Annotated in this window: 10 protein-coding genes; 3 read left to right on the top strand and 7 right to left on the bottom strand. The window is 61.6% G+C overall.

Going from position 1 to position 22,464, the window contains the following annotated elements:
• Positions 1–74: 74 nt before the first annotated feature.
• The 5 genes from ACA079_RS08210 to ACA079_RS08190 all read right to left on the bottom strand — a co-directional run bounded on the left by ACA079_RS08210 (position 75) and on the right by ACA079_RS08190 (position 4,579).
• Entirely contained in the window at positions 75–302 is a 228-nt protein-coding gene (locus ACA079_RS08210) for an MbtH family protein (protein ID WP_008152757.1), read from the bottom strand.
• A gap of 81 nt (positions 303–383) precedes the next feature.
• Complete coding sequence (locus tag ACA079_RS08205) at positions 384–1,796, bottom strand: aspartate aminotransferase family protein (RefSeq protein WP_497703145.1); 1,413 nt, start codon at positions 1,794–1,796, stop codon at positions 384–386.
• Positions 1,797–1,873: 77 nt separating this feature from the next.
• A complete protein-coding gene (locus ACA079_RS08200; RefSeq protein ID WP_497703144.1) occupies positions 1,874–2,359 on the bottom strand; it encodes a GNAT family N-acetyltransferase in 486 nt (161 codons plus the stop codon).
• A gap of 214 nt (positions 2,360–2,573) precedes the next feature.
• Positions 2,574–3,899, bottom strand: coding sequence for an ATP-binding protein (locus ACA079_RS08195; protein WP_415773813.1), 1,326 nt, complete (start codon positions 3,897–3,899; stop codon positions 2,574–2,576).
• On the bottom strand, positions 3,896–4,579 hold the full coding sequence (locus tag ACA079_RS08190; RefSeq protein WP_046049207.1) for a response regulator: 684 nt from the start codon (positions 4,577–4,579) through the stop codon (positions 3,896–3,898). Before ACA079_RS08190 ends, ACA079_RS08195 begins: the two co-directional genes overlap by 4 nt.
• Before the next feature lie 153 nt (positions 4,580–4,732).
• Here ACA079_RS08190 and dsbD point away from each other — a divergent pair, with 153 nt between their 5' ends.
• Genes dsbD through dsbG form a run of 3 tightly spaced genes read left to right on the top strand, consistent with a single transcriptional unit; the run spans position 4,733 to position 8,081 of the window.
• Entirely contained in the window at positions 4,733–6,469 is a 1,737-nt protein-coding gene (gene dsbD, locus ACA079_RS08185; RefSeq protein WP_497703143.1) for a protein-disulfide reductase DsbD, read from the top strand.
• Positions 6,469–7,335 carry a TlpA family protein disulfide reductase gene (locus ACA079_RS08180; RefSeq protein ID WP_497703142.1) on the top strand — a complete coding sequence of 289 codons (867 nt, stop codon included), beginning with the start codon at positions 6,469–6,471 and terminating at the stop codon, positions 7,333–7,335. The genes dsbD and ACA079_RS08180 overlap by 1 nt, the downstream gene beginning before the upstream one ends.
• Positions 7,311–8,081, top strand: a complete 771-nt coding sequence (dsbG, locus tag ACA079_RS08175; RefSeq protein ID WP_497703141.1) for a thiol:disulfide interchange protein DsbG — start codon at positions 7,311–7,313, stop codon at positions 8,079–8,081. The genes ACA079_RS08180 and dsbG overlap by 25 nt, the downstream gene beginning before the upstream one ends.
• Before the next feature lie 92 nt (positions 8,082–8,173).
• Here dsbG and ACA079_RS08170 read toward each other — a convergent pair whose 3' ends face one another.
• Positions 8,174–8,992, bottom strand: coding sequence for an alpha/beta fold hydrolase (locus tag ACA079_RS08170; RefSeq protein ID WP_497703140.1), 819 nt, complete (start codon positions 8,990–8,992; stop codon positions 8,174–8,176).
• A 221-nt stretch (positions 8,993–9,213) separates the two neighbouring features.
• The gene (locus ACA079_RS08165; RefSeq protein WP_497703139.1) at positions 9,214–22,197 is read right to left on the bottom strand and encodes a non-ribosomal peptide synthetase; all 12,984 of its coding nucleotides are present in this window, start codon (positions 22,195–22,197) and stop codon (positions 9,214–9,216) included.
• Positions 22,198–22,464 lie beyond the last annotated feature (267 nt).

The raw sequence follows: 22,464 nt of genomic DNA, 5'->3' as shown, positions 1-22,464 counted from the left end.
ATCTTTTGATATTCAACCCTAACAAAAAGCCCGCTGACCTTACCGGTTCAGCGGGCTTCTTTTTGCGCGGTGACTTAGTGAGCCACAGCCGCCTGCTCTTCCATCTTCTGGCGCAGGCTCAGCGGACGCATGTCAGTCCAGGTTTCTTCAATGTAAGCCAGGCATTCCTTTTTCAGGCCGCTCTTGCCCACGGTGCGCCAGCCTGCAGGCACGGCTTTGTAGTCGGGCCAGATCGAGTACTGCTCTTCGTGGTTGACCACGACCTGAAAGAGGATGTCCTCGCGGTCGAATACTGAAGTCATGGTGTTTCTCCATCGCTGTAGGGTGGGCTGCACTGCGTGCGCAGCCGTTATGTAGAAGGAACGTGTCAGAGGCTGAGAAATTTAGAGGCTGGCGGTGGCAGCGGCCATGGCCCGGCCGAAAATCTCGGCCACTTGATCAATTTCCGCAGCGGTAATCACCAGCGGCGGCAGGAAGCGCACCACGCCGCCATGACGGCCGCCCAGTTCGAGGATCAAACCGCGTTTGAGGCATTCACGCTGCACCAGCGGCGCCAGTCGACCGAAGATCGGCGGATGACCCAGTGCATCCGGCTCGCCAGTTGGATCGACCAGTTCAACGCCCAGCATCAAGCCGCGACCGCGGATATCACCCAGTTGCGGGAAGTCCCGTTGCAGGATGCGCAGGTGTTCGCTCAAGCGTTCGCCCATGGCGGCCGCGTGATCGCAGACCTTATGTTCGATCAGGTAACGCATCACCGCAGAACCTGCGGCCATCGCCATCTGATTGCCGCGGAAGGTTCCGGCATGGGCGCCTGGCAGCCAGGTGTCGAGCCAGTCGCGATAGACCACCACCGCCAGCGGCAAACTGCCGCCGATGGCTTTGGACATGACCACCACGTCCGGAATGATCCCGGCGTGTTCGAAGGCGAACATCTTGCCGGTGCGGGCAAAACCGCTCTGAATCTCATCGACGATCAGCGCGACACCAGCCTTTTCGGTAATCCGCCGCAGGCCGCGCAGCCAGTCGAGATCGGCCGGGATTACCCCGCCCTCGCCCTGCACCACTTCAACGATCACCGCCGCCGGCAATTGCACGCCGGCTTCTGGATCATTGAGCAGGTTTTCCAGGTAGTTGAGATTGACCTGCACGCCTTGCGCGCCGCCGAGCCCGAACGGGCAGCGGTAATCGTAGGGATACGGCATGAACTGCACGCCGCTGCTGAGCAAGGCGCCCAAGGGTTTTTTCGGCCCCAGACTGCCCATCAGGCTCAGCGCGCCCTGGCTCATGCCGTGATAACCGCCCTGGAATGACAACACGGTGCTGCGCCCGGTGGCGGTGCGCACCAGTTTCAGTGCGGCTTCCACCGCGTCGGTGCCGGTCGGGCCACAGAACTGGATCTTCGCTTCAGCGGCCAATGCCGGCGGCAGCAGACCGAACAGATCCTGAACGAACTGATCTTTGACCGGGGTGGTCAGGTCGAGGGTGTGCAGCGGCAGTTCATCCGTCAGCACTTGCTGGATCGCGTCGATCACCACCGGATGGTTGTGCCCAAGGGCCAACGTCCCTGCGCCAGCCAGGCAGTCGATGAAACGGCGGCCTTCGACGTCTTCGACATAAATGCCCTTGGCACGTTTGAGGGCCAGGGGAATGCGTCGCGGATAGCTGCGGGCATTCGATTCCTGCTGGTTTTGACGGGCCAACAGCGGCGATTCGTTGAACTGATAAAGCGTCTCGGTCGGCGCCGGAGTGATCCGGGCCGACTGATCTTCCATAAGGCTGGTAGCGACTGACATCTCTCGACCCCTCAATAAGGTTTTCCTGTTCTGGAAACGCATCAGGGCGCCGAGGATTTAGACCCGCGTTCAGCTTTCTATGAAGGGGGTGTCAGCGCTTTGTGCATGGGAATGGCGTGGAGCCCGGCGACGGCGAAGGTTTCGGCGCAAGGCTGGTAACCCAGATGACGGTAAAACGCTTCGCTGGTGCGGGTGCTATTGAGTCGGGCCCGGCGCAAACCCTGATCGGTCAACCAGCCTTCAAGGTCGTGCACGAGCGCTTGCCCGGCGCCGCGACGAAACCATTCCGGTTGCACGTAACAAAACGCGACCTTGCCGCTGATCGCAGCCATCGCGACGCCGACCGGTTTGTCCTGCAACAGGGCGATGTTCAGGTACAACCGCTCGTCGGTCAGCCAGGGCTGCACGTGTTCGATGGTTTTGTTGTGGGTCCAGGTGGCGACGGTTAGCGGATCGTTGCGATGGTCGAGCGCGCAACCGACACGGATGGAGCGCTCGACGATCCGGCTGATGATGCCGGCGTCGGCAGTTGTTGCCTTGCAGATGTGAATCGATGCATCCATGGCGCTGTTACCTCAATCCATTGAGAAAAAGCTGCCGGGGACGATAGCGCCGGTGGTGGCTCGAATGCCAATGGAGAGAAGTTACATTAGATGTGCATCGATCCCTGTAGGAGCCGAGCTTGCTCGCGATGGCGTCCTGACATTCAACGTTGATGTTGGCTGTACGGACGCCATCGCGAGCAAGCTCAGCTCCTACAGGGATCGGTGTTGTGGGTTAGACCGGTTGCAACGGCATGGTCAGTTCGACTCGCAACCCGTCCGGCCGGCTGTCGAAATGCAACGTACAACCACAGCGCTGGACGATTGCCTGAACAATCGCCAGACCCAGGCCGCAACCGGTGCTCTGCCCGTTGCGCCAAAAGCGTTGGGTCAAATGTTGCAGATCGTCTTCGGCAATCCCCGGGCCGTGGTCGCGGACCAAAAAGTGCACACGACTGCCAGTGGTTTCCAGGCTCAGCTCCACCGCGCCGTCGCCCGGGGTATGACGCAGCGCGTTGTCCAGCAGGTTGCGCAGCGCGGCAATCGATAGCACCGCGGGCATTTGCACCGGTGCATGGGAGATTTTCGGCGGCATCTGAAATTTGATCCGCTGACGATCACCACTGGCGGCGTCCTGAATCGCCAGTTTCGCCACCTGCTCGGCGCTGCATTGCACGCCGTCATCGAACGACAGACTGCCCTCGACCCGCGCCAGCAACAGCAATTGTTCAAGGGTCCGGTGCAGGCGATCGGCGCCCTCTTCGGCCCGGGCCAGGGATTGATCCCGGGCCGCGCCGTCGGTCATGCGCGCCACTTGCAGGTGGGTCTTGATCGCCGTCAGCGGGCTGCGCAATTCATGGGCCGCGTCACCGGTCAGACGGCGTTCCCTTTCGATGGTCTTGCCGATCCGTTGGAACAGCTGATTCTGGGTGTCCAGCAACGGTTGCAGTTCGCTGGGCAGCGGCTGGATTTGCAAGGGTTCAAGAGAATCGGCGCTACGGCGCATCAACGCATCGCGCATGCGGTTGAGCGGCGCCAGTCCCTGGCCGATCCCCAGCCAGAGCAGGCACAGGCAACCGAGTAACGCCACGCCCACCGGCACCGAAGCCGCCAGCAGGATCGACATATTCAAGGCCTCACGCTCGATCTGCCGGTCGGCCGTGGTGATGCGCACGTCGCCGCGGGCCAGGGTGAAACTTCGCCACGGTGCGCCGTCGATCATCTGGTCGTGGAAGCCCATTTTTTCGGCCTCCAGGGTTTGTTGCGGATCGGTGTGACTGCGGGCGAGGATTTCGCCGCGCAATGAACTGACCTGGCAGGCCATGCCGCCGGGGAGGTTCAGTTGTTCAGCGCTGAAATGGGTGCCCTCGCCTTTGCTCGGCAATGGCGGCAACTGCTCCATCAGGCCGGCGACCATCCGTGCCGACGCCACCAGCCGCTGGTCGAGGGAAAACATCATCTGATTGCGCAGGTCGCTGAGCATCCAGGCCGCAGCCAGGGCCCAGATCAGCGCAAAAGCGGCGCCGAGTGTCAGGCTCAGGCGCAAACGCAGGCTCATCACTTTTTCAATTCCTCTCCGCCATCGGCCGGCCCCAGGCGATAGCCCAGGCCGCGCACCGTCTCGACAATGCCATTGCCGAGTTTGCGCCGCAGGTGATGGATATGCACGTTGAGGGCGTTGCTTTCCAGCTCATCGTTAAAACCATAAACGCTGTCTTTCAATTGCTCGGTGGACAGCACCCGTCCCCGATTATGCAGCAAGGCCTGCAACAGCGACTGCTCACGACGGGAAAGGTCCACCGGCTGGCCGCCGAGCATGGTTTCGCGGCTGCTTGGGTCGTAAGTCAGACGGCCATGTTCGATCAGGTTGACGCTGCGTCCGGCCACTCGTCGCAACAAGGTGTGCAGGCGCGCGGCGAGTTCACGCAAATCGAACGGCTTGAGCAAGTAATCGTCGGCACCGGCTTGCAAGCCATCGACGCGGTCGGTGACTGAATCCCGGGCGGTGAGGATCAACACCGGGATTTCCAGACCGCTGTGTCGCAACTGCTGCAATAGCTTCAAGCCATCCTCATCGGGAAGACCAAGGTCGAGCACCATTACATCGAACTCGGCGACCTTGAGCATCGCCCGGGCCGAGGATGCGGTGGCGACATGCTCTACCGTCAGGCCCTGAGCGGTGAGGCCAGCGACAATGCCACTGGCGATCAGCTCGTCGTCTTCGCAAACCAGTACGTGCATGGTGAGACCTGTTGAAAAAAGGTGATTAGGCCGGTGGCCGATTAAGCGGACATTATGCCGCAAGCGCCATTGCCACAAGGCAACTGTGGTTAATCATCGGTTAATCGCCGCCCGCCACTGTGCACCTCACTTGCACAGGGATAAGGCTTACCCATGCGTCGACTGTTTCTATTTTTTGTTCTCTTGATCTCGGGTCTGGCCCAGGCAGGGACTGATCCGTTCGCGACCAAACCCGAATTTCTTCCCGTCGGCAAGGCGTTCATCTTCACCTCCGAACGTCTTGAATCCGGTGAAACCCAGCTGTATTGGCAGATCGCCGACGGTTATTACCTTTATCAGAAACGCCTGAAATTCGATGGCTTGCCCGCTGAGCACCATCCCGTATTACCTGAAGGCGAAGCGCACAGCGACGAGTTCTTCGGCGAACAGCAAGTCTATCGCCAGGGTCTGGAACTGAAGATTCCGGCAGGTGCGACCGGCCAGATCAAGGTCGGTTTCCAGGGCTGTGCCGATGCCGGTTTGTGTTATCCACCGCAAACTCAGGTCGTGGATCTGGGCGGTAAATCGACTACCACGGCGACAAACGAAGCGCCGGATCAAGCCCTGGCCAGTGGCCTGCAACAACGAGCGCTGGGCTGGAGCTTGTTGGTGTTCTTCGGTCTGGGGCTGTTGCTGGCCTTCACGCCTTGCTCGCTGCCGATGCTGCCGATTCTGGGCGGTTTGATCGTCGGCAGTGGCGCCACGCCCAAGCGCGGTTTCGCCTTGGCCACCAGCTATGTCGTGAGCATGGCGCTGGTGTATGCGGCGATGGGCGTGCTGGCCGCGCTGCTCGGGGCGAATCTGCAGGCGTTGTTGCAGAACCCTTGGTTGCTGGGCAGTTTCGCGGCGGTGTTTGTGTTGCTGGCGTTGCCGATGTTCGGCTTCTTCGAGTTGCAACTGCCGGTGGCGGTGCGTGATCGATTGGAAAACGTCTCGCGCAATCAGCGTGGCGGCAGCCTGTTCGGCGCCGGTGTGCTGGGAGCCTTGTCCGGTTTGCTGGTGGGGCCGTGCATGACCGCCCCGCTGGCCGGCGCCTTGCTCTACATCGCGCAAAGCGGCAATGCGCTGCATGGCGGGCTGATTTTGTTCGCCATGGGCGTCGGCATCGGTGTGCCACTGCTGTTGTTGGTCACCATCGGCAATCGCTTCCTGCCCAAACCCGGCGCCTGGATGAACCTGCTCAAGGGTGTATTCGGCTTCCTGTTCCTCGCCACCGCGTTGCTGATGCTGCGTCCGGTACTGGACGAATCACTGTGGATTGGTTTGTGCGGTGCTTTGCTGCTGATTGCCGCGTACAGCGCCTGGAAGCAGTCGGAAGGTTTCAGTCGCGTCGCCCATGTGTTCGGCGCCAGCTCACTTTTGCTGGGTGTGTGGGGCAGCCTGCTGCTGATCGGTGCCGCCGGCGGCAGCGACGACTTGGTGAAGCCATTGCAGGTCTACAGCGCCTCAAACTCGAGCAGCGCCGCAAACCCGGTCGGCCACGACGCATTCACCACGATCAAGGACCCGGCAGCTCTGCAACGGGAGCTCGACGCGGCACAGGCTCAGGGCCAATGGGTGCTGCTGGACTACTACGCCGACTGGTGCGTGTCGTGCAAGGTCATGGAAAAACAGGTGTTCGGCAAAGCTCATGTACTGCAAGCCTTGAGCGATGTGCGCTTGCTACGGCTGGACGTCACCGCCGACAATGCCGCCAGCCGCGAACTGCTCGGCCGTTATAAAGTGCCAGGGCCACCGAGCCTGTTGTGGATCGGCGCCGACGGCATCGAGCGGCGCAGCCAGCGCATCACCGGCGAAGTCGATGCCGACACTTTCCTGCAACGCTGGACCACCACCCGAGACGCCCGTTAATGCTGACCTTTACCCTCGGCACTTTTGCCATCGCGCTTAATCACCTGCTGCTGATCAGTGCCCTGGCGCTGGCGACCTTCGTCGGCTGGCGGGTGGCCAAGCGCGGTGGCGAGAATCCGGAGTCGGTGCTGTTCAGCCTGTTCCTGCTGGGCATGCTGGCCGCCCGGGTCAGTTTCGTGGCCGTTTACTGGGCCCATTATCGCGATGACCTTTGGCAGATCATCGACCTGCGCGACGGCGGCTTCCTCGCCTGGCCGGGTGTGATCGTGCTGCTGCTTGCCGCGTTATATCGAGGCTGGCGTCGTCCGGGCTTGCGCCGGCCGTTGGGCTTTGGCGTGGCCAGCGGCCTGGCGTTCTGGCTGCTGGCGACCTTCTCACTGACCATTTACGAACAAGGCACACGCTTGCCGGAAATTACCCTGCGCAATGCCGCCGGTGAAACCGTGCAACTGGCTGATTACAAGGGCGGCCCGTTGGTGATCAATCTCTGGGCCACCTGGTGTCCGCCGTGCCGTCGGGAAATGCCGGTGCTGGAAAACGCCCAGCAACACCGCCCGGACCTGACGTTCCTGTTCGTCAACCAGGCTGAAAGCATGCAAAGCGTCAGTACTTTTCTGGAGACCCAAGGCCTGAGCCTGTCCAACGTACTTTTTGACGGCAGTGGCCGACTGGGTCAGGCCGTCGGCTCCATGGCGTTGCCGACTACGCTGTTCTATAGCCCCGACGGTCGCCTGCTGGGCAGCCATCTGGGTGAGCTGTCGGAAGCCAGCCTGGCCCGCGCCCTGGAAAACTTCGACACCCCGAATCCTGCCGTACCGGCCACCTCTTCAAGGAAATTGCCATGCCCCGCCTCCGCCACCTGCTGACGTTGACCCTGGGCGCCGCCCTGTTGCATCTACCGTCGGTGCAGGCCGCCGAAGAATTGCCCGAAGCGATCAAGAAAATCGAAGCCAAAGGCGCGAAAATCGTCGGCCAATTCGACGCACCCGACGGCTTGCGCGGTTATGCGGCGCAGTACCAGAACCGTGGCATAGCGTTGTACCTGACCCCGGATGGCAAGCATGTGCTGCTCGGCAATCTGTACGACGCCGACGGCAACGACCTGAGCAGCGCGCCGTTGCAGAAGCTGGTTTACGCACCGATGTCCAAGGAAGTCTGGGGCAAGATGGAAACCAGCAACTGGATCGGCGACGGGAAGAAAGATGCACCGCGGATCGTGTACCTGTTCAGCGATCCGAACTGCCCTTATTGCAACGTGTTCTGGGAACAGGCGCGGCCATGGGTCAAGGCGGGCAAGGTGCAGCTGCGGCACATTATGGTCGGCATCATTCGCGAAGACAGTCCGGGCAAATCAGCTGCGCTGCTGGCTGCCAAGGATCCGCAGAAAGCGCTGGAAGACCATGAGAAGTCAGGTAAGGAAAGTTCGCTAAAAGCCCTGAAAAACGTGCCCCCGGCGATTCAGGCGAAGCTGGCGGCCAACATGCAGTTGATGGAAGACCTGGAGCTGCAGGCCACCCCGGCGATTTTCTATATGGACAACAAGGGCGAGCTGCAACAACAGCAAGGCGCGCCTTCGCCGGACAAGTTGGTGCAGATTCTCGGGCCGAAGTAAGCAAGATCAAAAGATCGCAGCCTTCGGCAGCTCCTACAGAGTGCGCGTCCTCGTGTAGGAGCTGCCGAAGGCTGCGATCTTTTTCTCAAACGCTACGCCGGATTCCACTTAGACAAAAATGACAGCAGCGCGTCGGTGACAAACTGCGGATTCTCCAGATTGGAGATATGCCCCGCCTCCGGCACCAGCAGATATGGGCAACCGATCAACTCAGCCATCTCCCTTGTCTCCGACGGCGGCCGCGGTTTGTCCTGATCGCCACACATCAGCAGCGTGGTGTCAGGATTCAATTCGCCCAGACGCGGCAACAGATCATCCCGCCCAAACGTAATCCGCCCCATCGGCACGATGCTCTCGCGCAGGCGCTCCGGCGGCAGTGCGGCCAGTTTGGCGCGGAAATCCTGATACAGCGCCGACTGCGGATCGATACCCGGACGGAAGAAGATCGGCACGACGATATCGAGCAGCTGCGGCGCAATCACGCCGGCGTCTTCGATCTGTTTGAACAGCGAAAAATAGTATTGGCGAGTCGGTTCGGGTTCGACGCCGACGTAGGTGTCCATCAGCACCAGACCGTTGATCCGCTGCGGCGCCGACAGCGCCAGACGCACGCCCCACATGCCGCCGACCGAAAGACCGACCAGCGTGACACGGTCGATGTCCAGATGATCGAGCAGCGCCAGTGCCTGGCGCGCAATGTCATCCAGCGAGTGTGTGCACTCAGGCATCCGCCCGGATTCACCGTGGCCCCACAGGTCCAGAGCAATCACCCGGTATTGCTGCGACAGGGCGGTGATCTGCGGCGCCCACATGGCCTGGTCCCACAGATAACTGCCGGCCAGCAGAACGGCAGGGCCGGTGCCTTGATCAAGGTAGTGAAGGGGTTGTCCATCAACCGTAACGAAGGGCATTGACTGCCTCCTTTGTGTATTGCGATCCACCCAAAAAAACACAGGCAGCCTGAGCCGGTCCGAAGCGACAGTCAACGCGCAAATCTGCGCACATTTCACTGACGCCATCGCGGGCAAGCCATGCTCCTACAGGTTTGATGTTGTTCTCAATAATGAGGAACGACACAAACCCTGTAGGAGCAAGGCTTGCCCGCGATGAGGCCATGACAGGCGCTAAAGAATCAAAGCCCCTCCAACTCCGCCATCAGGTCATTAAGACGATCCACCTTCTCCTCAGTGATATCACTCGCCGCCAATCCGTCGATGTATTCGGCCAACTCCGCCACCGTGCTGCATTCGAACATCGCCCGCAGCGGCACATCACGTTGCAGGGCTTTTTGCACCCGCGAAGCGATCTGCGTCGCCAGCAATGAATGCCCGCCCAGCTCGAAGAAGTTGTCGCAAATACCGACCTTCTCGACCTTCAGCACCTCGGCCCAGATATCCGCCAGCGTCTGCTCCAGTTCATTGCGCGGCGCCTGGTAGTCCTGACTCTGCAACTGGCCGATCTCCAGCGCCGGCAAAGCCTTGCGATCAAGCTTGCCGTTGGCGTTGAGCGGCATGCGATCCAGCCATAGCCAGTGCAGCGGAACCATGTATTCCGGCAGTTCGGCGCGCAGGCGTTGCTTGATGCGTTCCAGTCGCTCGGTTGGATTGATCAAAGAATCAGCCGCCACCAAATAGCCGACCAGATGTTTGCCGTTGACGCCTTCCTGCACGCCGACTGCGGCTTCACGCACTTCCGGTTGCTCATGCAAACGCGCTTCGATTTCACCTAGTTCGATGCGGTAGCCGCGAATCTTCACTTGATGGTCGATACGCCCGACGTATTCCAGCACGCCGTCACTGCGCCGACGGGCCAGGTCGCCAGTGCGATACAGACGATCACCCGGCTCACCAAACGGATTCGGCACAAACACCTGCGCGGTGCGCAGCGGATCGCTCACATAACCGCGCCCTACCCCGGTGCCGGCGACGCACAACTCACCCACCGCACCCAGCGGCACCAGTTCCAGCGCGCCATCAAGCAGGTACAAGCGGTTGTTGTCAGTCGGCGTACCAATCGGCAGGTAACTGCCGCGCGTCGACGCCATGTCGACGCGGAAGAACGCCACGTCATCCGAGCATTCCGCCGGACCGTAAGCATTCACCAGCCCGATCTCCGGGTAGAGCAGCAGCCACTGATGCGCCAGCTCCGGCGGCATCGCTTCACCGGTCGGCAGCATCCAGCGCAGACCGTCGAGGCTCATGCGCTCCTGGGCGAGCATGCCCTGAATCAGCGACGGCACGCTTTCCAGCACGGTAATGCCCTGGGCCGACACATGCGCCAGCAACCCTTGCGGATCATGGGCGATGGTGTTCGGCACGATGTCCACCCGAGCGCCGAACAGCGGTGCGGCGAGGAACTGCCAGACCGAAATATCGAAACTTTGTGAGGCGGTTTGAGCGATCACATCAGCATCGCTCAAGTTCAGGTAAGGCACCTTGCTCAATTGGTTGTTGAGCATGCCGCGCTGTTCGACCATCACGCCTTTCGGCAGGCCGGTCGAACCCGAGGTGTAGATCACGTAGGCAAGGTTGTCCGGGCCGCTGTAGATGCCCGGGTTGGCAACCGAAACATCGCTCGCCTGCACCTCTTCCCAGAGCAACAACTTCGGCCGGTTGGCGCAACCGAACTCATCCAGCAGCGCCATCGCTTGCTCGCGGCAGGCCTGAGAACAAACCAGCAACGGCGTGCGGCTCAGGTCGATGATTCGGCTCAGACGCTGACTCGGCAGGCCCGGATCCAGCGGCAAATAACCCGCGCCAGCCTTGAAGCTGCCGATGATCATGCCCAGCAGATCGAGGTTACGTTCAGCCAGCAACGCCACCGGTTGATCCAGCCTCACGCCAGCGGCGATCAAGGCGTGACCGAGACGGTTACTGCGCTCATTCAGCTCAAGGTAGCTGTGCTGCTGATCCAGGCAACTGGCGGCAATGCGCTGTGGATGCTCGGCAACCTGCGCTTCAAACAATGAGACATAACTCTGCTCCAGCGGGTAATCGTGCTCGCTCTGATTGCAGCCGTGGATCAGGAAGTCTTCCTCATCAAAGCCCAGCAATGGCAGATCGGCCATGTCGCCATGGAAACCCTCGACCAGCGCCAGCAGCAACCGCTTGAACTCGCCGAGCATGCGCTCGACGGTCGACTCATCGAAATATCGCTGGTCGTAAGACAGGTGCAAGCCCAGGTCATCGCCCGGATAGCAGACCGCCGTCAGCGGGAAGTTGGTGTGGGTTCGGCCCGAATCCGAGGTCGCGTTGAGGCTTTGCGCACGGTCCAGCACCGAGACTTCCACCGGGGCGTTTTCGAACACAAACAGGCTGTCGAACAACGGCTGGCCCTTGGGCAGTTCGCTGTTTTCCTGAATGCTCACCAGCGGCAGGTATTCGTACTCGCGCAGTTGCATGTTGCTGTCGAGCAAGCCACTGAGCCATTGGCGAACGCTGCAGCGCTGATCGTCCTCGGGCATTTTCACCCGCAGCGCGATGCTGTTGATGAACAGCCCGACCGTGCGTTGCATCTCCGGCATTTCCACTGGACGCCCGGCCACCGTGACACCGAACAGCACGTCGCGATCACCGCTCAAGCGGCGCAGCACCAGCGCCCACGCCGCTTGAGCGAAGGTGTTGATGGTCAGTTGATGGGCCTGAGCCAGTTCGCGCAGTTGCGCACCGTCACGAGCATCAAGCCTTGTGTAGCGGTCGCCGACGATCATGCCGCCGCTTTCGCCGGCATGTTCGCGCAGGAACGGCCGGTCGCTCGGGATCGGCGTGGTCCGCTCGAAGCCTTGCAGGTTGGTTTTCCACCACTGCCGCGCCTCGGCCAGGCTCTGGCGTTGCAGCCAGCCGATATAGTCGCGATAACGCGGTGGCACGGCCAGTTGCGCTTCCCGGCCTTCGCCGAGGGCGGTGTAGATTTCGAAGAAATCGTTCATCAGCAGCGAACGGCACCAGGCATCGATGAGGATGTGGTGGTTGCTCATCATGAACCAGTAGCGCGCCGCGCCGACCTTGATCAGGCGCAGGTGGAACGGTGCCTGGTTGAGCAGATCGAACCCGGCCTCGCGCTCGCTTTTCAGCAGCGCCTGCAACTTCGGCTCCTGCTCGGCTTCGGCAATTGCCGTCCAGTCCAGATACTCGATTGGCGTGCTGCCCGGCTTGTGGATAACTTGCAGCATGTCTTCGCCGACGTTCCAGCAGAATGACGCGCGCAAGGCTTCGTGACGGGCGATCACCGCTTGCCAGGCCTGGGCGAAACGTTGCGGGTCGAGCTCGCTGTTGATGCGGTAGCGATCCTGCATGTAGTAGAGGCCAGTGCCCGGTTCCAGCAAGGTGTGCAGCAGCATGCCTTCCTGCATTGGCGTCAGCGGGTAGACGTCTTCGATGGCGGCGGCCGGGATTGGCAGCGCGTCGAGTTGTGGCTGGGTCAGTTTCGCCAACGGGAAGTCCGACGGCGTCAGGCCTCCCGCATCGTCGCGCAGGCAATGTTCGATCAGGCTCTGCAATTCGCCGAGGTAAGCGTCTGCCAATTCAGTGATGGTCTGCGAGTCGTGACGTTCGGCGCTGAAGGTCCAACGCAGCACCAGCTCACCGCCATAGACCTGACTGTCGACGCTCAACTCATTGGGCAGCGGCGCGCGCGGATCATGGGCCGCGCCGACTGCTTCATCGAGAGGACGGAACAAGGCGTCCGCGCCGAAGCTCTGGTCGAATTGACCGAGGTAGTTGAAGGTGATTGGTGCCACCGGCAAGGCCGCCATGGTCTGCCGGCTCGAGTCATCGGCGAGATAACGCAGCACGCCATAACCCAGACCTTTGTGCGGCACAGCGCGCAGTTGTTCCTTGATCGCCTTGATCGAGCCGCCCTGCCCGTCCGCTGGCATCAGCCGCAATGGATAGGCGCTGGTGAACCAGCCGACGGTGCGGGTCAGATCGATTTCGTCGAAAAGTGCTTCACGACCGTGGCCTTCGAGTTGAATCAGCGCCGATTCGTGACCGCTCCAACGGCACAGCACGCGGGCCAATGCGGTCAGCAGCAAGTCGTTGACCTGAGTGCGATAGGCGCTCGGCGCTTGCTGCAACAATTGGCGGGTGCGCTCGATATCGAGGCGCACGCTGACGGTTTGCGCATGACCGTTCTGCCGGCCACCCTCGGGGCGACCACACGGCAATCCGGCGCTTTCACCGGCCAGTTGCGACTGCCACCAGCTCAGTTCTTCACGCAGGGATTCACTGCCGGCATACGCCTGCAAGCGTGCGGACCAGTCCTTGAAGGCACTGGTTTTCGCCGGCAGTTTTGCCGACTGCCCTGCGTCCAGTTGGCGATACACCGTTTGCAAATCGTCCAGCAACACCCGCCACGAAACCCCATCCACGACCAAGTGGTGGATGGCGAAGAACAGCCGCTGTTGCCCCTCAGGACCATCGACCAGCAGCGCGCGCATCAGCGGCCCTTCCTCAAGGTCGAGGCTGCGCTGGGCATCGGCAAACAGTGCTGCGCATTTGTCCATGGTCGAAACACGCACTTGCCACAGCACCGGCGCATCGGAAACCGCTTGGTGCTCGGCCTGCCATTGACCTGCGTCTTCGGTAAAGCGCAAACGCAAGGCGTCGTGCTGTTCGATCACTGCCAGCAGCGCTTGCTCCAGACGATGGGGCTCCAGTGCCACGGTCGGTTCCAGCAGCAACGCCTGGTTCCAGTGTTGGCGCTGGGGGATGTCGGTGTCGAAGAACCAGTGCTGGATCGGCGTCAGACGCGATTCGCCGGTCAGCAAACCTTGTTCGGCGGTGATCTGCTCGGTTCGGGTCGCCACAGCGGCCAGGGTCTGCACGGTCTGGTGCTGGAACAGGTCACGCGGGCTGAAGTGAATGCCCTGCTGCCGCGCACGGCTGACCACCTGGATCGACAGAATCGAATCGCCGCCCAGCTCGAAGAAGTTGTCGTTGAGGCCGACCTGCAGGACGTTCAGCACTTCGCACCAGATGGCGGCCAGCGTCAGTTCAAGCTCGTTGCTCGGTGCCACGTACTGCTGACGGTTCAGCTCCGGGTCCGGCGCCGGCAATGCGCGGCGGTCGAGTTTGCCGTTGGCGGTCAGCGGCATACTGGCCAGCAGGATCAAATGCGTTGGCACCATGTAATCCGGCAGCTGGGATTTGAGGTGCGCCTTCAACGCCTCACGCAGTGCGTGTTGTTGCGCTTCATCCTGCTCGGCGACTTCAGTCACCAGATAGCCGACCAGTTGTTTGCCGCTCGGGGCATCCAGCGCCAACACCACCGCTTCACGGATCGATTCATGTTCCAGCAGACGGGTTTCGATTTCGCCCAGTTCAATGCGGAAACCACGAATTTTCACTTGATGGTCAATACGTCCGAGGTATTCCACCAGACCATCGGCGCGCTGGCGCACCAGATCGCCGGTGCGGTACAGACGCCCGCCATTGGCCGCAAACGGGTCAGCCACAAAACGTTCGGCCGTCATACCCGGACGCTGGTGATAACCCTGCGCCAGACCAGCGCCGCCGACGTACAACTCGCCGGTCGCGCCTTGCGGCACCAACGCCAGATCAGCGTCGAGGATGTAGGCCACGCGAGCGCCAATCACACTGCCGATCGGCACGCTACCGAGGCCTTCTTCCAATTGCTCGGGCGCCAGACTGGCCAGCGGCATGACCACGGTTTCGGTCGGGCCGTAGGCGTTGAAAAACAGGCTCGGCTTGAACGCCGCGCGAATCCGCGCCAGGTGCTCGCCAGTCAGCGCTTCACCGCCGGTGATGCACATGCGCACCGGCAGGATTTCGCCCTGAGTCGCCAGCCATTGCGCCAATTGGCTGCCGTAGCTTGGGGTGAAGCCGAGGATGTTGATGTGATGGCGGCGAATCAGACCGCAGATTTCTTCCGCGTCCCACTGACCCTGTGCTCGCAACACAACCTGAGCACCACTCAACAACGGCACCAGCAAACGCTCGGTTGCCGCATCGAAGTTGATGGAATAGAAGTGCAGTTCGCAATCGTCCGGGCGCATGCCGAAACGTTCAATGACCGCCTGGCAATGCATGGCGATTTCACCGTGGGACACCACCACGCCTTTCGGTTTGCCGGTAGAGCCCGAGGTGTAAATCAGGTAAGCCTGATGCTGCGGCAGGCTGATAAACGGCAGCTCGGTGGCCGGGTAGTTGGCCAGTTCTGCTGCGTCCTCCTCCAGGCACCAACGAGCGACAGTTGTCGGCAGTTCGCCGAGCGCGTCGAACATCGCCGCGTCGCTGAGCAGCAAACCGATGCCGCTGTCTTCGATCATGTAGTGCAAACGATCCAGCGGGTATTCCGGGTCCAGCGGCACGTAGGCGCCGCCCGCCTTGAGGATCGCCAGCAAGCCGACGACCATTTCCAGTGAACGCTCAAGTGCCAGTCCCACCCGAACCTGCGGCCCGACGCCGCGCTCACGGAGCATCCAGGCCAGGCGATTGGCGCGGCTGTCGAGTTCAGCGTAGCTCAGGGTTTGCCCGGCGAAGGTCAATGCCGGTGCATCTTTGCGCGCCAGCGCCTGCTCGCTGAACAGGTGATGAATGCACTGGTCGAGACGATGTTCGCCCGGCTCGACGCCGAGACTGTCGAGCAGGTTTTGTTGTTCGCTGGCTTCCAGCAGCGGCAGCTCACTGAGGCGCTGTTGCGGATCGGCCAGCAGGGCTTCCAGCAGGTTGCGCCAATGCCCGGCCATCCGCGCAATGCGCGGCTCATCGAACAGATCGGTGCTGTAGGTCAGGCAGCAACCCAGGCGATGGTCGAGGTCGGTGACTTCCAGGTTGAGGTCGAACTTGGTCGCTCGCGCATCGTTGGCCAGGTACTCGACGGTCATGCCGGCCAGTGTGCGGCTCTGCTGGAATTCCCAGCGCTGCACGTTGCACATCACCTGGAACAACGGGTTGTACGCCGCGCTGCGCGGTGGCTGCAAAGCTTCCACCAAGTGATCGAACGGCAGGTCCTGATGGGACTGGCCTTCGATCACGGTGTGGCGAACCTGCTCGAACAACTCACCCACGGACATCTGCCCGTCGAGCTGGCAACGCAGCACTTGGGTGTTGAGAAACGCACCGATCAGCCCTTCGCTTTCCGGACGAATCCGGTTGGCCACCGGCGCGCCGATGCGCAGGTCGGTCTGGCCGCTGTAGCGGTAAAGCAGCACGGCCAGCGCGGCGGTCATGGTCATGAACAGGGTCAGGCCATTTTGTGCATTGAAGGCACGAACGCGTGCGGCAAGATCATCACTCAAGTCGAAACGAAACAGTTCGCCCTGATGACTTTGAACGGGCGGACGTGGACGGTCGGCGGGCAATTCCAGCAGCGGATGTTCACGCCCCAATTGCGCGGTCCAGTAGTCGAGTTGGCGCTGACGTTCACCGGACTCCAGCCACTGGCGCTGCCAGACGCTGTAATCCAGGTAGTGCACCGGCAGCGGTTGCAGCGGCGATTCGCGGTCATCGACGAAGGCCTCGTAGAGCGCGCTCAGTTCCCGGGCGAAGATGTCCATCGCCCAGCCTTCGGTGACGATGTGGTGCAGGGTCAGCACCAGATAATGTTCGTGCTCGGCGGTCTTGACCATGCAGGCGCGCAGCAGCGGTCCGGTTTCCAGATCGAAAGGTTTATGCGCCTCGTCGTCGGCCAGTTGCTGGACGCGCTGTTCGCGGCGATCAACGTCGAGCGCGGAGAAGTCCTTCCAGTCCATGCGCATGCCGGTGTCCGGGTGAACCCGTTGCTGCGCCACGCCATCGATGCTCGGGAACGTGGTGCGCAGGGTTTCATGACGCATGATCAGTGCTTGCAGCGCGGCTTCGAAGCGCCCGACATCGAGCACCCCGCGCAGCCGCGCCATGCCGCCAACGTTGTAGGCCGGGCTGTCCGGCTCCATCTGCCAGAGGAACCACATGCGCTGCTGGGAATAGGACAGCGGCACCGGTTGGCTGCGGTCGACTTTCTCGATCGGCGGCTGCTGGTTGGTTTTACCGCTGGCCTGGATCAATTGAACCTGTTCGGCAAACGCGCCCAGCTCACTGTTTTCGAACAGCGCGCGCAGCGGCAACTCGACGTCGCAGGCCTGACGGGTGCGGGAGATGATTTGCGTGGCCAGCAAGGAATGGCCGCCGAGGGCGAAGAAGTCGTCGCGCAGACCGATTTGCGCCAGGCCTAATACTTCACGCCAGATGCCGGCGATTTGTTGCTCGAGGGCGGTGACCGGCTCAACGTGCTCGCGCACTTGCCACAGCGGCTCCGGCAAGGCGCGACGGTCGAGTTTGCCACTGGGGCTCAGAGGCATTTCGTCCAGGCGCATGAGCTGCGCCGGGACCATGTATTCCGGCAACTCAGCCGCCAGCGCAGCTTTCAGGCGAGCGGTTTGAGCATCAACATCTTCTGTGGAATCAGTTGCGGTGTAGTAACCGATCAACTGTCCGCCGGCCGCCGTTTCGCGCACCAGCACCACGGCTTGAGCGACGCCATCCTGAGCCAGCAATCGTGCTTCGATTTCTTCCGGTTCAACACGGAAGCCACGCAGTTTGACCTGCTGATCGAGACGGCCGAGGTATTCGATCACGCCATTGGCGGTCCAGCGTGCACGGTCACCGGTACGGTACAGACGCGCGCCCTGCTCGCCCAATGGATCGACGACAAAACGTTCTGCAGTCAGGCCCGGACGCCCCAAATAGCCGCGCGCCAAACCGATACCGCTGATGCACAGTTCACCCGGCACACCGGCCGGAACGGGATTGAGTGCCTCATCGAGCACACGGCACAGCACATTGCCCAGCGGACGACCAATCGGCGAGCGCTCGCCATCGGCTGTTGTGCAGTGCCAATGAGTGACGTTGATCGCGGTTTCGGTCGGGCCGTAGCGGTTGTGCAATTGCACGGCCGGAAGTTGTTCCAGCACGCGGTTGCGCAGTTCGGCGGGCAAGGCTTCGCCGCCGGAGAATACGCGGCGCAGGCTGGTGCACTGGGCGGTCAGCGGTTCGTCGATGAACAACGAAAGCAGCGGCGGCACAAAGTGCAGCGTGGTCACGCCGAACTGTTGAACCAATTGCGCGATCCGGTGCGGATCGCGGTGTTCACCAGGGCCGGCGATCAGCAAACGTGCGCCGGTAATCAGCGGCCAGAAGCACTCCCACACCGACACGTCAAAACTGATCGGCGCCTTTTGCATCAGCACGTCGGTGTCGTTCAAACGATAGGTGTTCTGCATCCATTGCAGCCGCTCGGCGAGGGCTGCATGGGTGTTGCCAACGCCCTTCGGCTGGCCGGTGGAACCGGAGGTGTAAATCACGTACGCCAGGTTGTCACCGTGCAAGTGCAGACCCGGTGCATGACTCGGCCAGTTCTCCAGATGCAAGGCGTCCATGGCGATCACGCTGACGCCATCGGTGGCCGGCAAGCGCTCGAGTAATTGGGTTTGGGTCAGCAGCAATTCGACGCCGCTGTCGCTGAGCATGTAGGCCAGGCGTTCAGCCGGGTAATCAGGGTCCAGCGGCACGTAGGCGCCACCGGCCTTGATGATCGCCAGCAGGCCGATCAGCAACTGCGGCGAACGCTCGGCGGCAATGGCCACGCAGACGTCCGGGCCGACACCTTTGTCGCGCAGGTAATGGGCCAGGCGGTTGGCTTGGGTGTGCAGTTCGGCGAAGTCCATGGAGCCACAGTCCCACATCAGCGCGGTGCGCTCCGGGGTCAGGCGAGCCTGTTCGTTGAGCAATTCGGGCAACCAAACGCTGGCCGGTGTGCACGGTGCGGCGCTCCACGATGTTTGCTGATCGAGCTCGGACGAGGTCAGCAGTTGCAGATCACCGATGGCAGTTTTCGGTTGTTCGCAAACGGCTCGCAACAGGTTGCTGAAATGCTCGGCCAGACGCTCGATAGTCGCCACGTCGAACAGTTCGCTGGCGTAGTCGAAGGACAGGCTAAGGCGACCCTTTTGGTCTTCCTCGCTGTGCAGTTGCAGGTCGAACTTGGCTTCGCGGCTGTGCCACGGCAGCTCTTCGGCCAGCAACCCAGGCAGACGGCGCAATGCGCTCAAGTCCCGTTGCTGGTGGTTGAACATGACCTGGAACAAACCTTGTTCGCGGGCTTGCGGGAAGGCTTCGAGCAATTGTTCGAACGGCAGATCCTGATGCGCTTGTGCGCCCAACGCGGCCTGACGGGTTTGCGCCAGCAGCTCCACGAATGGCAGCTGCGAATCCAGTTCGGCGCGCAGCACCTGGGTGTTGATGAAGAAGCCGATCAGCCCTTGGGTTTCCAGGCGCGGACGGTTGGCGTTCGGCACGCCGATGCGGATGTCGCGTTGGCCGCTGTAGCGGTGCAGCAGGCTCTGGAACGCGGCGAGCAGCAGCATGAACGAAGTGGAGTCATGGGCCTGGGCGGTCTGGCGAATGGCATCGCTCAGGGTCGCGCCCAGCTTCACAGAATGGCGGGCAGCCGTGTGAATGTGGTGCGCCGAGCGCGGATGATCAGTGTCCAGGCTCAGGGTCGGATGATCACAGCCCAATTGCGCTTTCCAGTAAGCCAGCTGACGCTCGCCCTCCCCTTGCGCCAGCCATTGACGCTGCCAGCTGCCGTAATCGGCGTACTGGGTCGGCAATGCCGGAAGCGTTGCCTTTTGTCCTTGGGACGCGGCCGCATACAGACGCGAGAACTCGTCGATCAGCACGTTCAGCGACCAGCCGTCAGCGATGATGTGGTGCAGCGTCACCAACAGTTGATGGTCCTCATCATCGAGGCGCACCAGAGTCACCCACAGCAGCGGGCCTTTCTGCAGATCGAATTGAGTACGGGCTTCGTCTTCTCGGATCTGCTGCGCACGGACTTCACGCTCGGCAATCGGCAGGTCGCTGATGTCGATGAGTTGCAGGTTGAACTCACTCGCTGCATCGACCTGTTGCAGCGCCACACCATCACGTTCGAAGAACCGCGTACGCAGGGATTCGTGACGCTCGATCAGCTGTTGGAAACTGGCGCGCAAGGCGTCTTCATCCAGCTCGCCGCGCAGGCGCAAGGCGCCGGGAATGTTGTAGGCGCTGCTCTGAGGGTCGAGTTGCCAGGTGATCCACAGACGGTTTTGCGCGAGCGATTGCGGCATGGCTTCGGTGCGCGACAGCGGGGTGATCGAGCCTTGGGCGAGTCCGCCGTCCTGCTGTTGCTGAGCCACCGCGGCGGCAAACGCGCCAAGGGTCGGCGCTTCAAACAGCAGGCGCAGGTTCAGTTCCAGACCGAGTGCTTCGCGCAGACGCGCGACCACCTGAGTGGCGGCAATGGAGTTGCCGCCCAGCAGGAAGAAGTGATCGTCGGCGCTGATCTGTTTGACCTGCAGTTGCTCGCACCAGATCTGGCCGATCAGGGTTTGCAGTTCGGAACCTGATTCAGTCGCGGATTTACTTTCGATGTCTGCCGACGGGAACAGTGCATAGCTGTCGAGGCTGCCGTCCGCCAGACGATTGCGGCATGCCGAGCGTTGCAGTTTGCCGCTGGAGGTCTTGGGCAACGCGCCCGGATTGAGCAGCACCACCACGCTTGGCGCTTCTTGATACGCCTCGGCCACGGCTTGGCGGATGGCTTTGATCAGGGCGTCGGGGGGGAGGATTTTTTGCACGCTGCGGCTGATTTCCGCCGCAATGCCGATACCTTCCTGACCCTCGATGTTCACGGCGAAAGCGGCGACACGACCTTTACGCACCACTTCCACTTCGCGCTCGATGGTTTGCTCGATGTCCTGTGGATAAAGGTTGTGACCGCGAACGATCAACATGTCTTTCAAGCGCCCGGTGATGAACAGTTCACCGTTGCGCATAAAGCCTAGGTCTCCAGTGCGCAGCCAGGTACGGCCAGCGTGCTGAACGAAGGTTTTGGCGCTGGCCTCCGGATTGCGCCAGTAGCCATGGGCGATGCTTGGCCCGGCGGCCCAGACTTCGCCAATCGCGTTGTCAGCTAACTCGTTGAAGGCTGTTGGATCGACGATCAACACCGCGTGATCCGGTTGACTGATGCCGCAACTCATAATCGCGCTGCCTTCGCCTGGCTCCGCACGATTTTGTGCCAGGGCTTGATCGTCCACGCGCAGGTTTCCGATGCCCTGACCGCGAGGGCTGCCGGCCACGAACAGTGTCGCTTCGGCCAACCCGTAGGACGCCATGAAACTGTCCGGGGTGAATCCGCAGGCCGCGAACTTCTCGGTGAAGCGTTCCAGCGTATCGAGGCGAATCGGTTCGGAACCGGAATACGCCACGCGCCAGCCACTCAGGTCGAGGCGTTCCAGGGCCGATTCACTGACCCGTTCGCTGCACAGTCGATAGGCAAAATCCGGCCCGCCACTAATGGTCCCGCCGTACTCGCTGATCGCTTCCAGCCAGCGCAACGGCCGGCCGAGGAAATACGCCGGCGACATCAACACGCACGGCACGCCACTGAAAATCGGCTGCAACAGACCGCCGATCAGGCCCATGTCGTGGTACAGCGGCAGCCAGCTGACGATCACGTCGTCAGGATTCAGATCGATGCCGAAGCCGTGGCGAATCAGTAGTTCGTTCGCCACCAGGTTGCCGTGGCTGACTTGTACCCCTTTAGGCAACGCGGTGGAGCCGGAGGTGTATTGCAGGAACGCGATGTGGTCGTCTGCAAGTTCCGGCGTCACCCAACGTTCGGCCAATGCACTGTCGAGCGTATCGACACACAGCAACGGCGGCGCGCCTTCAATTTGCTGCAACGCATCGCGCAGGCTGGCGCTGGTCAGCAGCAGACTCGGTTCGGCATCGCTGATGATCGACAGCAAACGCTCCTGATGATGACGACGCGCCGACTCCGGCGGATAGGCCGGCACCGCGATCACACCGGCGTACAGACAGCCGAAGAACGCCGCGACGTAATCCGGTCCGCTGGGAAACAGCAGCACCGCGCGATCGCCAAACGCAGCCTCGGCCTGCAACGCGCCAGCAATGGTCCGCGCCCGCTGATCCAGCTCGCGATAACTGAGCACCACAGCCTGATCCTGGGTTTCGGCGAGAAAACGCAAGGCCACCCGGTCCGGCGTCAGGGCCGCTCGGCGCTGAAGGGCTTGGACCAGTGTGCTGGGGAGTTCGAACGCGTCGGTCATGAGGTTTCCTGCCTGAATTCGGCTTGCAAGTGAAATCGGTTTTCTGACGTCACGCCCCTTCGAGGGCGTGCAGGGCGCGGTCTTCGCCGACCGCGCAAGGCTTGGGAATGCTGTTTTGGCCGCAGCCGCTACCCGGAACCATTCACCAATGAGAACGGTTGACGTCTTGAAATAATTAGTCCGCAGGCTTGAAACCCAACAGGGCCAAGTGCGTCAGCGTGTCGCAGTTCTCACTCTGCACCTTTGCGGAGCATTAGTTCTCTTTCT

The sequence above is a fragment of the Pseudomonas sp. LBUM1645 genome (genome assembly GCF_059716185.1).
The sequence above is the reverse complement of the archived record's forward strand: the minus strand, read 5'-3'. Positions and strand labels throughout refer to the sequence as shown.